Genomic DNA, 16,567 nt, shown 5'->3' on the forward strand with positions numbered 1-16,567 from the left:
TGAACCAGCTTCTTACATAGCCGGTTCATCCTTTTTTGTTTTTTTAAAGCTGTTTCAATTCATTGATTCTATGAATGACAGAATCACGTTTCTCACTATAGTCTTTTTCTTTGGCACGTTCTTCTTCAATGACGCTTGCTGGTGCTTTTTTGACGAAGCCTTCGTTGCCTAGTTTTTTCTGTACGCGTTCTACTTCTTTATTAAGTTTGTCGAGTTCCTTTTCAAGACGTTTCACTTCTTCGTCGATATTAATCAGTCCTGTTAGTGGAAGGATCAGTTCAACACCCGTAACCACAGCTGTCATGGCTTGTGCTGGTTCTTCGACATCGATGCCGATTGTCAATTGTTCAGGATTACAGAAGCGCTCGATATAGCTGCTGTTTTTTTCTAATGTTTCTAAAATGGACTCATCTTTTGCTTTTAGAATCAAGTTGATTTTTTTGCTTAAAGGCGTGTTGACTTCAGAACGGATATTCCGAACTGAACGGATGATTTCAACAAGCAGTTTCATTTCCTCCGCTGCAGCTGTATCCGTTAACTCTTCCTTCACTTCAGGCCATGCAGCAACCGTGATTGATTCGCCTTGGTGCGGAAGGTTTTGCCAAATTTCTTCCGTTATGAACGGCATGAATGGGTGAAGCAATCTCATCGTGTTATCTAGCACGTATGCAAGAATCGAACGAGTCGTTTTCTTCGCCGCTTCGTCTTCGCCATATAGCGGAAGTTTAGCCATTTCAATATACCAGTCACAGAAATCATCCCAAATGAAATTATAAAGCACGCGACCCACTTCACCGAATTCATAACGGTCCGCAAGTCTTGTTACGTTTGAAATCGTTTCATTCAATCGAGTAAGGATCCATTTATCAGCAACGGACTTTTCACCGCTTAAATCGATTTCATCATACGTCATGCCATTCATGTTCATTAAGGCAAAACGGGAGGCATTCCAGATCTTATTGGAGAAATTCCATACCGCTTCCACTTTTTCCGTGCTGTAACGAAGATCTTGCCCTGGTGAGCTTCCTGTTGAAAGGAAGTAACGTAGCGAATCTGCACCATATTGGTCGATGACATCCATTGGATCGACACCATTGCCAAGCGATTTACTCATCTTGCGTCCCTGTTCATCACGAACAAGACCATGGATCAGAACGTCTTCGAATGGGCGCTCTCCCGTAAATTCAAGCGCTTGGAAAATCATCCGTGATACCCAGAAGAAAATGATATCATATCCTGTTACAAGTGCTCCGGTCGGATAGTAACGTTTGAAATCGATGCTTTCCTTGTCCGGCCAGCCCATAGTCGAGAACGGCCATAGTGCGGAGCTGAACCACGTGTCCAGGACGTCTGTATCTTGTTCCCAGTTCTGTGCATCAGCAGGTGCTTCCTGTCCCACGTATACCTCGCCTGTTTCTTTATGGTACCAGGCCGGGATGCGGTGACCCCACCAAAGTTGACGGGAAATACACCAATCGCGGATATTTTCCATCCAGTGCAGATATGTTTTCTCGAAACGATCAGGAACGAAGTTGACCTTTTCATCCTCGGATTTCTTTTGAAGGTCAACCGATGCATCAGCAAGAGGCTGCATTTTAACGAACCATTGAGTAGAAAGATATGGTTCTACAACTGCTCCGCTACGCTCTGAATGGCCGACAGAGTGAAGGTGGTCTTCAATTTTGAAGAGTACTCCAGCTTCTTGCAAGTCTTTGACGATTTGCTTACGGCATTCGAAACGGTCCATTCCTTCATATTTACCGGCCTTCTCATTCATCGAACCATCTTCATGCATGACAAGGATGCGTTCTAGATTATGACGGTTTCCGATTTCAAAGTCATTAGGGTCATGAGCCGGTGTAATTTTAACGGCACCCGAACCGAAATCCATATCCACATAATCATCGCCAACGATCGGAATTTCACGACCTGTGATTGGCAGACGAACCATTTTCCCGATTAAATGCTTGTAACGGTCATCTTTAGGATGTACCGCAACTGCCGTATCACCAAGCATCGTTTCTGGACGGGTTGTCGCAATTTCAATTTCTCCCGATCCGTCAACTAGCGGGTATTTCATATGATAGAATGCACCTTGAATATCTTTGTAGATTACTTCGATATCAGAAATGGCCGTTTTCGTCGATGGGTCCCAGTTAATGATATATTCGCCACGATAAATCAATCCTTTTTTATAAAGGGTAACGAATACTTCATTGACCGCTTTAGAAAGACCTTCATCAAGCGTGAAGCGTTCGCGGGTATAGTCAAGGCCAAGACCAAGTTTTGCCCATTGTTCACGGATATGGCTTGCATATTCCTCTTTCCATTTCCATGTTTCTTCCACGAATTTCTCACGACCTAGGTCATAGCGGCTAACGCCTTCAGCACGAAGCTTTTGTTCCACTTTCGCCTGTGTTGCGATACCGGCATGGTCCATACCAGGAAGCCATAGCACGTCATATCCTTGCATACGCTTCATACGTGTCAAGATATCTTGTAGTGTTGTATCCCAAGCATGACCAAGATGTAGCTTACCTGTTACGTTTGGTGGAGGGATGACGATTGTATACGGTTCTTTTTTATCATCACCTGTTGTTTCAAAGTACTTCCCATCAAGCCACCATTTATAACGGCCTTTCTCTATCGTTTGCGGATCATATTTTGTTGGCATCGAAATTTGGTTTTCTTCCATGTTGTTTTCCTCCTTTTGGGCATAAAAAAAACTTCCATCATCATAAAAGGACGAAGGAAGTTGTTCGCGGTGCCACCTTTTTTCCGAAAAAGAAAGAAATCTTTTCTCGGCTCTCAAATCGGATAACGGCTCTTCACCGGCCTTCGCTACTAACTATTCACGAAGACTGCTCGCGGACGACTTCTGATGCTGCCTGCTTAGAAACCTCGCACCAATGGTTTCCTCTCTGAAAAGGGCATTTCATCTTACTATTTCCGGTCTTTACATTCATTTATATTCATATGTAAAATCATTAATTGCATATAGTATATAGTACAAAAAAAAGGGGGGTCGAGTCAATCATCTTTTCGTTTACTTTCGTAAGTATAGCCCTATTCACTAAGGGAGGCTCACAAGAACAGAACGATCTTCCTATTATACCATCAACGTTTCATGATGTTCCGCATTTCTCACATGTTTCGCAGCCCTCCCATACAATAAAAGAAGTCCTACAAAGGAAGGTGCAATCTTGAGACGAAAATACTCACCTTATACGTTGCCACCTTGGATGAAAAAGTTCCGCGGTGTTTGTCAGCAATTCATTGTCCCCTTTATTGTTTTTCAAGGAATACGTACATTAATATTTCCAACTTTCTTCGATATGCTCCTGTTGGTCGCCTTTATTTTCTTAGCCATGTCTTTATATTTAGAATGGATATAATTATTCCCCTACAACAAAAAAATATACATGATTGGATATTCATCCATTCATGTATATTTAGCTTGGGGGCGATTGTTCCTCTTTGGCCGCCTCGGCAGCCGCTTTTTTCTGTTTTTCGACTTCCTCGACCTTCATCACCATATATTCCACATTCTTCAAAAGCCAGAATTGTCGTTGCAACTTCGTGACATTATCCAGTTCCGTCCTTAGACCTTTACCCTCGGAATAGTTCTTCACCACATCCAGTGCTGATCCCGGGAAAGCCAAATAACTTTGCATCAGCAGCATTTCCTCTTCTTTCAAAGGAAAGAAACGAAGATAATTATAAAGCCAATCGACGCAATCATCACATTGGACTGGATAGGTCCTCGCCGTTTTGACGAGAAAAGGTAGTAAGTCAAAATGGGGAGGGGCCGTATTCGAATTCTCGAAATTGATAAAGTAACCATATCCTCGTTCATCATATACAAAGTGCTTCAATGAAACCTTTCCGTGGGTGAGGACGGTCCTTACTTTTTCACTTTCCTTTGTCTTTTCGAACCATGTTTCAAACTTTTTGATAGAGTAGTTCAATGCCTGGGTGATATCCGTAAAAAAGGTGCAGACCGACATCTCAAATGGAGACATATACCACTTTCTTTCACAGGTGACAATGTACTCCTCCATAAAGTCCTTCTGCGTATTCCACTCACTCAGCGTTCTTTCATAATGAGCTTCCCGCTCCTCTGTATCCACCTCTGTTTCTTTCACAGACAGTGTATGCATCCGTGCAAGTTCCCTGAACATTTGCTTATGTTTCTCATCACGTTCGCCATTTTCTTCATTATTCAACCAAGGCATCAGGTAATATAATCGACCATTATGAAGAACGGCATAGCGCTGGTCCATCGTTTGGTAAATAGGCACGATTCGGTTATATCCCCGGTGATACAATGTTTGGATATTTCGGATAAAGTCCATTCCATTGTGGGGCGTAATCGATTTCAAGGCAAAGGTTCCACGGTCGCTATACACTTTTTTCACTCGTCCAAAGTCCTCGATATATTGTACATAAAGCGCGTATTCTTTTAAGACATAGGCTGAATCACTATCCTGAATATTCTTTTGTTGATTCTCGTTTTCCCTCACGAGACTCACTCACTTTCTTTTAAAAAAAGCTCTCCAATCGTTTGAAATGCAAGATAAAGCAGGAGCAGAGCCAAGGCCCTGCTTTCTGCTTGTGATTAGTTTTTGTAAGCAATGGACTTTGGAATGTAAATGACTTGCCCTTCGGTAACGCTCTGATTGCCTTCTAGTTCATTACTAAGAAGCAAGGATTGTACCGTGACGCCATAACGCTGGGCCAGATCATCTATCGTTTCCCCCTGCTGTACAATACAGACCTTCATCCTGACCAATTCTTCTTCCTGATTTCTTCCGAAAAGATCCATGATGGTTTGTTGCTTATCCGTATTATCCTGATTTTCTTTTTCACCTTGTTCGGCATTTTGCTTTTTTCTGCCTTTATAATTTTTCATTTCTTTTGCCTGTTTTTCGGGTTTTTCTCTTCTTTTGAATAGATCGGTCAAAGATGAAAGGGATTCCGGATCCTTTTCAAGGCTTGAGGATTCATTCTCATCACTAAGATTGTCATCTTGCCTATTGACGATGACATCCTGTTCTTGATGAGGCGAACCCGGAATTTTAACCACTGGCACATTTTCCACATCGGTCAAATAAACGGAGCCTTCCTTTTCTTCTTCTATTTCAGCGACTTTTCTTTTCACTTCGGTTTCAATACGTTTTCCTTTTTTATCTTCTATCTCAGCCACTCTTCTTTTGACCTGTTCCTCGATGTTCCCTTTGTTCTCTGCATCTTTTTTTGCCTCGATTTCATCCACTCGCCTTTTGACCTGTTCCTCGATACTTTCTCCATTTCCTCCCTCTATCTCATCCACCCTTCTTTTAACTTGCTCTTCAATTCTTCCGCCTTTTTCTGTCTCAAACGATGCTGGCCACTTTTCCTTGGAAACAGGAGTCTCATTTTTCTCTTCCTCAATTTCAATTACTCTTCTTTTCACTTGCGTCTCTATGTCGTTATCCTGTCTGTTGACCTCGGCTTCCCACTGCATCTCCTCAGGAAATGGGGATACAGGAATTTCAAAAACAGGGGCGTTATGTTGATGGTTGCTTAGGTATACCGGTTCCTCTTCTTCATCCTCTTTTGCTTCCGCGACTCGTTTTGCTTCTGCGGAAAATGGCGTATATAGATCACTTTGCTCGTCATTGCGGAAGACATGATGGAAATCAGGGACGGGTGGTTCTGCAGCCGCATATGGAACGTATGATTCATTTTCGTCATCTGATTCCTCAAGAAACTCAGTCTCCTCGGTCTCTTGATCTACTTCCATGCGCTCTTCCACATAGGAATCATTGTAAATACCGGTTATCAACAAATCCGCCTGTAATTTTAGGCAGTTATGTTCAGGCAGGGCATAGTCAAAACTCTGAATCGTGATATCGATTTCCTCCAATGAGGAGATTCGGTTATTCGGTATCGTTATATCAACCGGAAATCGGTGTGTGAATTCATTGAGACCATCTGGATGCCTCTCAACCTTTTGAACGGCTTTCGGCAAAAAGCTTTGAGGAAATTCCTCATAATCACCGTTTTGCGAGTCTTTGTATTCACCACTTAAATCTAATGAACCCCGGATAAACACATATTGATCGCTTTCCTGGATCGTCACATTTGGATCGAGGGATATGGAATAGAGCTCAGCCACTTCCTGTCCCTTATGAAACCAAACGGACTCTTCCAAAGAAAATCGCAAATACGATTCTTTTTCTTGCGACAAGACAACTCCTCCTTTCAGCTTCAGAAAAACAGTACCTATACCAATAACAATCTATGAGGAAAGGGAAATGATTATTCCTTTAATCAATGGGAAAAATGGATGAATGAATCGAACAAACGGTTGAATGGAGGGGGGAAATCATCACAAATAAAAAAGGGCTTCCCCAGAATGGGGAAACCCTTACGATTATTTTTTCAATGTAGCGAAAGCTTTTTCAGCTGCTGCGATTGTTTTTTCAATGTCTTCATCGCTATGAGCCGTTGATAGGAATAAGCCTTCGTATTGAGAAGGCGGAAGATAAATCCCTTGGTTCGCCATTTCCCGGTAGTACGATGCAAAAAACTCTAGATCAGATGTTTTGGCTGTATCATAGTTCACTACATCTTCATTTGTAAAGAAAAGTCCGATCATGGAACCGGCACGGTTGAATGTATAGGGAATGCCATATTGTTTCGCCGCTTCCCCGATTCCTTTTTCAAGCATATCGCCTTTACGGGTAAACTCATCATACGATTCAGGTGTCAATTGACTCAGGGTTTCAAGTCCTGCTGTCATCGCAAGAGGGTTACCAGATAATGTACCTGCTTGATAAATATTACCGCTTGGTGCTACTTGCTCCATGATTTTACGTTTGCCGCCGAAAGCCCCGACAGGTAATCCGCCGCCGATCACTTTACCTAGGCAAGTCAAGTCCGGATCAACGCCGAAATAGCCTTGAGCACAGTTATAACCTACTCGGAAGCCTGTCATGACTTCATCAAAGATCAATAAGGATCCGTATTGGGTCGTCAAGTCACGTAGTCCTTCAAGGAAACCAGGTTGTGGCGGTACGACTCCCATATTCCCTGCAACCGGCTCGACGATTATACAGGCGATATCTTCACCAAACTGTTCGAACGCGTATTTAGTGGCTGCAAGATCATTATATGGTACCGTGATGGTATTCTTTGCAATTCCTTCAGGCACTCCTGGACTATCAGGTAAGCCGAGCGTAGCCACACCAGAGCCGGCCTTAATCAGCAAGGAATCACCATGTCCATGATAAGACCCTTCAAATTTCAGGATTTTATCGCGGCCTGTATAGCCACGCGCCAATCTCAATGCACTCATCGTAGCTTCTGTTCCTGAAGAAACCATTCGGATCATTTCGATTGAAGGGACCCTCTCGATGACTAACTTAGCCAGTTCATTTTCAATCAGTGTAGAAGTACCGAAGCTTGTACCTGATTCTGCTACCTTTTTCAATGCCTCAACTACACGGTCATTCGTGTGACCAAGAATAAGTGGCCCCCATGAAAGAACGTAGTCAATATATTCGTTGCCATCAATATCATAGAGTTTGGATCCTTTCCCCCGTTCCATGAAAATGGGATCCATATCCACTGACTTGAAGGCACGGACAGGACTGTTTACGCCCCCTGGCATCAAGTCTTTAGCTTCGGCAAACGCCTTTTTTGAGTTTTCGTATGAACGCATGTATCCGTCCCCTTTTCTCTAATAAACTATATTATTTTTTCCTCACTTATTATCTTCATCGATCCAACGGGCTACATCTTTTGAAAAATAAGTAATGATCAAGTCAGAACCTGCTCGTTTGAAGCCTGTCATCATTTCCATTACGATTGATTTTTCATCGATCCAGCCGTTTTGGGCGGCAGCCTTCACCATTGAATATTCCCCACTTACGTTATAAGCCACAATCGGAAGTGTGAAGGTATTTTTCATGTCCCTGATGACATCCATGTAGGAAAGAGCTGGTTTCACGATTAAGAAGTCAGCTCCTTCTTCTACATCGGATTCTGCTTCACGGAAAGCTTCTAGACGGTTAGCCGGGTCCATTTGGTACGTTTTCCGGTCGCCGAACTGAGGAGCTCCATTGGCCGCATCACGGAAAGGACCATAAAAAGCGGACGAATATTTCACAGCATAAGACATGATCGGGATATCTTCGTAACCCGCTTCATCTAGTCCTGCACGGATGGCCGCAACAAATCCATCCATCATATTAGAAGGGGCAATGATATCGGCACCTGCTTCTGCTTGGCTGATGGCCGTTTTGGCAAGAAGGTCAAGTGACGCATCATTTAAGATTTTGTCTCCCTCAACTACTCCACAGTGACCATGGCTTGTGTATTCACATAAGCATGTGTCGGCAATGACCATGACTTCAGGGTATTGTTTTTTGATGAGTCGGGTCGCTTGTTGGACAAGTCCATTATGATGAAAGGCTCCAGTGCCTTGTTCATCCTTATCATGTTCAAATGGAACACCGAATAAAATGACTGATTTAATGCCAAGACCCACGACCTCATCCATCTCTGCCGCTAGATTATCCATCGAAAGCTGGTAAATTCCTGGCATGGAGGCGATTTCCGTTTTTATGTTCTCGCCGTCGATGATGAAAATCGGGTAGATTAAATCCTCTTTATGTACGTATGTTTCACGGACCAAAGCCCTCATGCCGGCACTTGCACGCAGGCGGCGGTGACGATTGAATAAAATATCTTTCATTTTATGGTTCCTCCTTTAGGATTCTTTTTAACAATATATCGTACTACTTCCTCAACCATCGCTTCTGTTGTATAGACATCAGGACATACAGAAACATGTAAACCATTTCTCGATGCCGTCCTGGCACAAATCGGTCCGATACAAGCAATGACAAGGTCTTTTATGTATGTATTCAATTCATATTGTTCAATGATCTGTGTAAAGTGATTCACCGTGGAAGAGCTTGTAAAGGTGATGATATCCACTTTTCCGTTCAAGATTAATTGGACCAGTTGTCTTTCGCTTTCTTGTGGAAGTATGGTGTGATAGATAATCATTTCATCACACGATGCACTCGTTTCATTAATGGCCTCCGCTATGACCGTCCTTGCGAGGTTCCCTTTCGCAAGGAGGACACGTTCACCGGGTTCGAGGTGAGTAATAAACTCCGAAACAAAACTTTCTGCAACATATTCGGATGGAACAAAATCCGCTTCATATCCATACGCGTTCAAAGCCTCTTCCGTTTTGGATCCAATGACGGCTATTTTCGGAAGCACCACATGTTGTTGCTTGCCGAGCAGCCTGAACAAAAAATCCACACCATTCTTGCTCGTTAATATGACCCAGTCATAGCTGTTCAATCGATTCAATCGTTCTTGTACCTCTTCCAGATTTTCTGGAAGGGTAAACTCAAGCAACGGCACCATCAGAGGAGTTCCCCCATTTTTTTTCACTAAGGTTTGCAAACCCTCTGCCTGCCCTTTCCCTCTGGTGATTAAAACCTGATAATCTTTAAGAGGCAAAAACGGCTTCATTACTGATCAAGCTCCTCTTTTACACGATCAATCAACTCTTTGCCACCGAATTCACTAATCAGTCTAGCAGCCTCAAGGCCAACTGCTTCAGGATTTGAGCCCTCAGCCATTTCTTTATAAATCACTTTACCATCCGGGGAAGCGACTAAAGCTGTTAAGGAAACATCTCCATTGTCTTTTGCAACTGCCAATCCTGCAATCGGCACCTGGCAGCCACCTTCCATTTTATCTAAAAAGGCACGTTCAGCTTCTACGGTCTTTTTCGTATTTTCACACGTGAATTTAGCGAGTTCTGACAATAAATCATGATCATCTGCACGGCACTCAATGGAAAGAGCTCCTTGGCCAACAGCCGGTAAACAAATGTCTTCATCTAAAAATTCCGTTACGACGTCTTTTTTCCAACCCATTCTAGCAAGACCTGCAGCAGCTAGAATGATGGCGTCATACTCTTCATTTTTTAGTTTATCCAAACGGGTATCAATATTCCCGCGAATCCATTTAATTTCAAGATCCGGTCTTCTTGACAAGATTTGGGCACTGCGACGCAAACTGCTTGTTCCGACAATAGAGCCCGGTTTCAATTCAGAAAGCTTTTCATGATTCTTTGAAATCAATGCATCACGGTGATCTTCTCTTGGTGGAATGCAGCCAATCGTCAATCCTTCTGGAAGCACCGCTGGCATATCCTTCATGCTATGTACAGCCATATCAATTTCCTTATTCAGCATGGCCTGTTCGATTTCTTTAACAAATAGTCCCTTACCGCCTACTTTCGAAAGCGTCACATCCAGGATTTGGTCACCTTTCGTGACTATTTCCTTCACTTCGAACTCGTAGGGAAGGCCAAGTTCCTTAAGTTGATTAATCACCCAATTCGTTTGGGTAATCGCTAGTTTACTACGTCTAGAACCGACAATGATTTTTCTCATAGTTTCCTCCTATGTATTCCAAACATGGAATGATGAAAGACTTCCAAAAAGGAAAAAGTTAATTAATACAATCATGAAGAATCCAATATTCAAAAAGGCCAAAGCCCTGCCATAAACCTGTTTTCGGATTTTCAAGTATAAATAAACACTATATCCTATCAATATAACAAACGAACCGATAATTTTCATATCCAACCAAGAAACACCTGGTAATTTAAGATTGGCCCACTGAATGCCCAGTATCAAAGATACCCCCAATAACGGAACGCCGATTACAGCGAGAACATACGACAGATTTTCAAGCTTCGTCAAATCACCTAGTCGAAGCAACCGCTTACCCCATTTCTTTCGCTTCAATAAGTCATATTGAATCAAGTAGAGTAAGGAAAACACGAATGAAAGAGTAAAAGCACTATAAGATAGTAAGGCAAACGTGATATGAATAAATAAAAGCTCAGAAACCAGCTGTTGTGCAAGGACTTCCGATTCTATCTGGACAGGGGCAAACGTATGGATGGCCATCACCATGAACCCAAGTAGATTAGTAAAGAATACGATAAAATCGACACGTAACAACCGGTTAATGATCAATGATAATGAAACGAGGAGCCAAGCATAAAAATATAGCCCTTCGAAAATCGTCAAGATTGGAAATCTTCCCGTTTTCATTACATAAAGAAATAAAAAAATTGTTTGCAGTACCCAAACAATAGAAAGCAACCAGAAGGCGATTTTATTAGCCTTCTGGTTATTATTTAGAAAATCGAAGAAATATAAAAGCATACTGACGGCATATAACAATACAGTACCTTCATGTAACCTTGTCATTAGTAATTCCATATCTACCTCATTAATGGACAGGAACTGGATTTAGTAGAGAAGACTTCGCATGTGCCTTTTCAGTTTCATTGTCCTCTACCATCTTTTCTTCAACCAATTCCTCTAAATGAAAGATTTTCACAAAATTATTCAATTGTTCTTTTGCATTTGGTTCCTCTGCCAGTTCTTTGGCATATAAAATCGGATCCCTCAGCATTTGATTAATGATGCTCTTCGTATGTTTGTTCAATACTTTTATATCACGTTCACTCAAGTGTGGGAGCTTTCTTTCAATGCTCTCCATCGTTTCCTTTTGAATCGATAACGATTTTTCCCGTAGGGACGAAATGACTGGAACCACACCAAGCAAATTCATCCACTGATTAAATTCAACAATCTCGAATTCAATCATTAAGCCTATCTTTTCAGCAGCTTTCTTACGTTCTTCGATATTCGCTTGTACGATTCCTTCAAGGTCATCGATGTCGTATAGGAATACGTTTTCCAGTTCAGCCAACGTTGGATCCAAGTCACGTGGAACAGCGATATCCACCATGAAGATAGGACGGCCTTTGCGAAGCTTGTTCACAAATGTCATCATTTCTTTTGTGACGAGAAGGTCTTTCGATCCAGTTGACGTGATTAAGATATCCGCTTCCACCAATGCACATTGCAGTTCCTGAAGCTGTTTTGCATCTCCATTAAATCTCTCAGCTAAATCAACCGCCTTCTGATAAGTACGATTGATGACAGTAATGCTATCCGCACCATTACTGTGAAGATTTTGAATCGCCAATTCACCCATTTTACCTGCTCCGAGAATCAGCACATTCTTGCCACTTAAGCTTCCAAAGATTTTCTTCGCCAATTCAACGGCCGCATAGCTCACGGAAACTGCATTCGTATTGATTTCCGTTTCCGAATGGGCTTTCTTGGCCAGTGTAAGGGCTTGCTTGAAAAGATGATTAGAAACCGTTCCTATTGTATCTTCCTTCTGTCCCAACATATAACTCGAGCGAACTTGTCCCAAAATCTGCGTTTCCCCAAGAATCATGGAGTTCAGGCCACATGTAACTGAAAATAAATGCTCAACAGCAGCGTCCCCTTCATAGAAAAACAGATATTTAGAAAACTCCTCTTTATCGATGTGAAACCACTCAGAAAGGAATTCCTTAATATAATATCGGCTAGTATGAAGTTGATCACCTACCGCATATATTTCCGTTCTATTGCATGTGGAAATAATGACATTCTCCAAAATACTTTTTTTATTTTTAAGAGCTTTCATTGCCTCGGCAAGTTCGGCTTCATTAAACGACAATTTTTCCCGAATTTCTACAGGGGCAGTTTTGTAATTGATACCAACCGCTAGAATATGCATCTTTTCTTTTGCACCCCCAAAATTTTTCATGTACCTTCATTATACCATGTACAAAAACTGAAACAAAAAAATATATGAACAGTTTATGAACGTATGCTACCATAATAAGAAAGCTTGTTCACCCACTAATATAGTGAATATATAAGCCGTATTTTTATATTAAATACATATTTCGACATTGTGTACAAAAGAACCATATCAAAAATACCAATAAACTTCAAGTAATCGAATTGATAGGAGGATAAAATGAAAAAGCAACGAATTTTTCCCGGAATCATTTTAATCGGTTTCGGACTTTATTTTTTTCTTGAACATTCACGAATTGAAATTTTCCCAGGTTTCTTTAGCTGGCCTACACTATTATGTATTGTCGGTATTGCCTTTTTAATCCAGGCCTACAGTGGGAGTGAGTATGAATCCATACTTCCCGGTGTCATCCTGCTCGGATTCGGCGCCCATTTCCATATCGCCAATAACCTCGAGATTTGGCCGGATAGCCTTGGTATCTTTATTTTAATCATTTCTCTAGGTTTTATTCTTAGGACACGTAAAACGAATACAGGCATGATGCACGGGATGATTTTATTCTTCATAGCGATCCTCACTTTGTTTTATGACAAAATCACCTCATCTTTCGGAATACTGGAAACAGGAACCTATAATATAGAAAAATTTTGGCCATTTGTTTTAATCGCAATTGGTGTGTATATCTTACTTCGAAGAAAATGAAAAAGGCCTCCCAGATGGGAGACCTTTTTTCACTAAGAAGAGAAGGGCATTCCACTTAGGGAATGTCTTTTATCTCTTACATGTATTTCTTCAAAACGCCCCAGACTTGTTCTTTACCTTCTCCGGTTTCACCTGAGAAAAGAAGCAATTCATCTTCTTTTTCCAGATTAAGCGTTTGGCGTGTGATTTTAAGATGTTTTTGCCATTTCCCTTTTGGGATTTTGTCTGCTTTCGTCGCTATCACGATTCTTGGCAAATCGTAATGCTTCAGGAACTCATACATGGCTATATCATCTTTAGTCGGCGGATGGCGTAAATCAACGACCAATATCGCTGCACGAAGCTGTTCACGGGAGGTGAAATATGTTTCAATCATTCTCCCCCACGCATCACGTTCGCTTTTAGAAACCTTTGCATACCCGTAACCAGGTACATCCACAAAATGCATGGCTTCATTTATGATATAGAAATTCAGCGTTTGCGTCTTTCCTGGCTTGGAAGAAGTCCGCGCTAAATTTTTTCGATTGATCAATTTATTGATGAAACTTGATTTCCCGACATTGGAACGACCAGCTAAGGCAAATTCCGGAATGGGGGTGTTAGGATATTGTTCAGGCTTAACGGCACTGATGACAATATCTGAACTTGTTACTTTCATTCGTCCACACCTACCAATGCATGTTCTAGGACTTCATCAACATGTGAAACTGGAACAAATATTAATTCTTTACGGACACTTTCCGGGATATCATCAATATCCTTTTCGTTATCTTGCGGGATGATGATTTTCGTAAGTCCTGCTCGATGAGCCGCTAAGGATTTTTCCTTAAGGCCACCAATTGGGAGAACCCGTCCGCGTAATGTAATTTCGCCTGTCATGCCTACCTCTTTTCTGATCGGCCTATTAGTTAGAGCCGATATTAACGCTGTTGCAATCGTGATGCCTGCAGATGGACCATCCTTAGGAACGGCTCCTTCTGGAACATGGATATGGATATCATACTTTTCATGGAAGTTCGTATCGATGTGGAGTTTCTCGGTCTTCGAACGTACATAACTGAAAGCAGCCTGAGCTGATTCTTTCATGACGTCGCCAAGTTTCCCAGTCAAAATGAGCTTTCCTTTTCCTGGTGATAAAGATACCTCGATCTGTAACGTATCCCCACCAACGGAAGTGTATGCCAATCCATTAGCGACACCTATTTGGTTTTCTATCTCCGCTTGTCCATAATGGAACATCGTTTTCCCTAAAAACTCCTCGACATTCTTATCAGAAATCACGACTCGTTTTTTATCACCGGAAACGATGATCTTCGCCGTTTTCCTGCAAATACTGGCAAGCTGCCGTTCTAGACTACGGACACCGGCTTCCCGAGTATAATAACGAATGATCTTAGTAAGGGCTTCTTCACGGATTTGCAGTTGTGTCTTCAATAGACCATGATTCTCCAACTGTCTAGGCATTAGGTGATCCTTGGCGATATGAAGCTTCTCTATTTCAGTATAACCTGCAATCGAAATGATTTCCATACGATCACGAAGCGGTCCTGGAATTGTTGAAAGATTATTGGCTGTCGCAACGAACATAACTTTAGAAAGATTATACGTCTCTTCAATATAATGGTCACTGAAGTTATGGTTTTGTTCCGGGTCAAGCACTTCTAACATCGCAGCCGATGGGTCTCCTCTAAAGTCATTGGACATCTTATCCACTTCATCCAGTAAAAATACCGGATTAATCGTGCCCGCCTTTTTCATCCCTTGGATGATTCTACCTGGCATGGCCCCTACATATGTGCGGCGGTGTCCCCGGATTTCCGATTCATCACGCACGCCACCTAGGGAAATTCGAACAAACTTCCGGTTCAATGATGAGGCAATCGACTTAGCTAAGCTTGTTTTTCCGACGCCTGGAGGACCTACCAAACAAAGAATCGGTCCCTTTAACGAATTAGTCAGCTGCTGGACAGCCAAGTATTCAAGCACCCGTTCTTTGACCTTTTCCAATCCATAATGGTCACGGTTAAGGATTTTTTCCGCTTTATGAATATTAAGATCATCTTTCGTGGCATTCGACCATGGAAGCGATATTAACCATTCGATGTAATTGCGGATAACGGAGCTTTCAGCTGAACTGGATGGTACTTTTTCATACCGGTCGAGTTCTTTTAAAGCCGTTTCTTTAATATGCGCTGGCATATCGGCTTCTTCTATTTTTTCAGTAAGAACGGCGATTTCTCCTGTCTTACCTTCTTTATCCCCTAGTTCCTTCTGGATGGCCTTCATTTGTTCACGTAGATAATATTCTTTTTGTGTCCGTTCCATGGATCGTTTGACACGCTGACCGATCTTTTTCTCCAGGAAAAGGACTTCCTTTTCGTTATTGATGATTTCAATCACCCGGCTTAAGCGCTCTTTCATATCAATGGTCTCAAGCACTTCTTGCTTCTCTTTCAACTTAAGAGGCAAATGGGAGGCGATGATATCAGCCAATCTACCCGGTTCTTCAATATCTGAAGTGGAAGAGAACGTTTCACCGGTTATTTTCTTGGACATCTTTATGTATTGTTCAAAATAATCCAGCAAGGTGCGCATTAACGCTTGATGTTCCGCATCTTTTTCATCGCTGTCTTCATATATTTTAACCTTCGCACCATAGTGTGTCTCATAATCGTAAAATTCACTAACCTCTGCCCGGTTTAAACCTTCCACTAAAACACGGATGGTACCATTTGGAAGTTTCAGCATCTGTTTTACTTTTGTTAATGTACCCATGGTAAATAAATCTTCTTCACCAGGTTCATCCAACGTCACATCTTTCTGTGTCGTCAAAAATATAAGATGGTCTTCCACCATTGCTTTCTCAAGGGCTTGTACCGATTTATCTCGGCCCACATCTAAATGAAGTACCATTGTTGGATATACAAGCAGTCCTCTTAGCGGCAGGAGGGGAACGATGATTTCTTGATCAGTCATTTCCTGACACCTCCAAATTTAGTATCGTCGTTGTAAACTAATTACCCAAGTTATCAACCTTTTAACAATTCTATCCTATTTATATAGAAGTGTCTATTTGTTTACCTTAACAGGTATAATTGCTTTTATTATCTCCAATTTCCGAGTAAAAAGCACGCCTGAATTCATGATTATTTTTTTCGGCCAGAAA

At 41.8% G+C, this 16,567-nt stretch carries 13 protein-coding genes and 1 other annotated feature; of the genes, 2 read left to right on the forward strand and 11 right to left on the reverse strand.

The window, feature by feature from the left end:
• Positions 1-43: 43 nt before the first annotated feature.
• The gene (locus AC503W_RS14105) at positions 44-2,695 is read right to left on the reverse strand and encodes a valine--tRNA ligase (protein WP_402958145.1); all 2,652 of its coding nucleotides are present in this window, start codon (positions 2,693-2,695) and stop codon (positions 44-46) included.
• Positions 2,696-2,738: 43 nt separating this feature from the next.
• Positions 2,739-2,966, reverse strand: a binding site (T-box leader).
• Between the two features lie 276 nt (positions 2,967-3,242).
• Here AC503W_RS14105 and AC503W_RS14110 point away from each other — a divergent pair.
• Positions 3,243-3,395: a YszA family small membrane protein gene (locus AC503W_RS14110; RefSeq protein ID WP_402875862.1), complete on the forward strand. Its 153-nt coding sequence runs from the start codon at positions 3,243-3,245 to the stop codon at positions 3,393-3,395.
• Positions 3,396-3,452: 57 nt separating this feature from the next.
• Here AC503W_RS14110 and ysxE read toward each other — a convergent pair whose 3' ends face one another.
• The 8 genes from ysxE to hemA form a co-directional block, all read right to left on the reverse strand.
• Complete coding sequence (gene ysxE, locus AC503W_RS14115) at positions 3,453-4,523, reverse strand: spore coat protein YsxE (RefSeq protein WP_402958140.1); 1,071 nt, start codon at positions 4,521-4,523, stop codon at positions 3,453-3,455.
• A gap of 95 nt (positions 4,524-4,618) precedes the next feature.
• Positions 4,619-6,232, reverse strand: coding sequence for a LysM peptidoglycan-binding domain-containing protein (locus AC503W_RS14120; RefSeq protein WP_494914619.1), 1,614 nt, complete (start codon positions 6,230-6,232; stop codon positions 4,619-4,621).
• 186 nt (positions 6,233-6,418) lie between these two features.
• Positions 6,419-7,708: a glutamate-1-semialdehyde 2,1-aminomutase gene (hemL, locus tag AC503W_RS14125; RefSeq protein WP_402875844.1), complete on the reverse strand. Its 1,290-nt coding sequence runs from the start codon at positions 7,706-7,708 to the stop codon at positions 6,419-6,421.
• A gap of 42 nt (positions 7,709-7,750) precedes the next feature.
• A complete protein-coding gene (hemB, locus tag AC503W_RS14130) occupies positions 7,751-8,743 on the reverse strand; it encodes a porphobilinogen synthase (protein ID WP_402875846.1) in 993 nt (330 codons plus the stop codon).
• Positions 8,740-9,540: a uroporphyrinogen-III synthase gene (locus tag AC503W_RS14135; protein WP_494914621.1), complete on the reverse strand. Its 801-nt coding sequence runs from the start codon at positions 9,538-9,540 to the stop codon at positions 8,740-8,742. The genes hemB and AC503W_RS14135 overlap by 4 nt, the downstream gene beginning before the upstream one ends.
• The gene (hemC, locus tag AC503W_RS14140; protein ID WP_427650923.1) at positions 9,540-10,472 is read right to left on the reverse strand and encodes a hydroxymethylbilane synthase; all 933 of its coding nucleotides are present in this window, start codon (positions 10,470-10,472) and stop codon (positions 9,540-9,542) included. The genes AC503W_RS14135 and hemC overlap by 1 nt, the downstream gene beginning before the upstream one ends.
• Before the next feature lie 9 nt (positions 10,473-10,481).
• Entirely contained in the window at positions 10,482-11,312 is an 831-nt protein-coding gene (locus tag AC503W_RS14145) for a cytochrome C assembly family protein (protein WP_402986494.1), read from the reverse strand.
• Between the two features lie 10 nt (positions 11,313-11,322).
• Positions 11,323-12,672: a glutamyl-tRNA reductase gene (hemA, locus tag AC503W_RS14150; protein ID WP_402875855.1), complete on the reverse strand. Its 1,350-nt coding sequence runs from the start codon at positions 12,670-12,672 to the stop codon at positions 11,323-11,325.
• A 246-nt stretch (positions 12,673-12,918) separates the two neighbouring features.
• Here hemA and AC503W_RS14155 point away from each other — a divergent pair, with 246 nt between their 5' ends.
• Positions 12,919-13,401 (forward strand): LiaI-LiaF-like domain-containing protein, encoded by a 483-nt coding sequence (locus tag AC503W_RS14155; RefSeq protein ID WP_402875857.1) that lies wholly within the window; start codon positions 12,919-12,921, stop codon positions 13,399-13,401.
• 76 nt (positions 13,402-13,477) lie between these two features.
• On the opposite strand, the gene yihA is transcribed toward AC503W_RS14155, so the two are convergent.
• Entirely contained in the window at positions 13,478-14,059 is a 582-nt protein-coding gene (gene yihA / locus AC503W_RS14160; protein ID WP_402874633.1) for a ribosome biogenesis GTP-binding protein YihA/YsxC, read from the reverse strand.
• A complete protein-coding gene (gene lon, locus AC503W_RS14165) occupies positions 14,056-16,377 on the reverse strand; it encodes an endopeptidase La (RefSeq protein WP_494914629.1) in 2,322 nt (773 codons plus the stop codon). The genes yihA and lon overlap by 4 nt, the downstream gene beginning before the upstream one ends.
• Between the last annotated feature and the right edge of the window lie 190 nt (positions 16,378-16,567).

It is taken from the genome of Peribacillus suis (assembly GCF_059384845.1).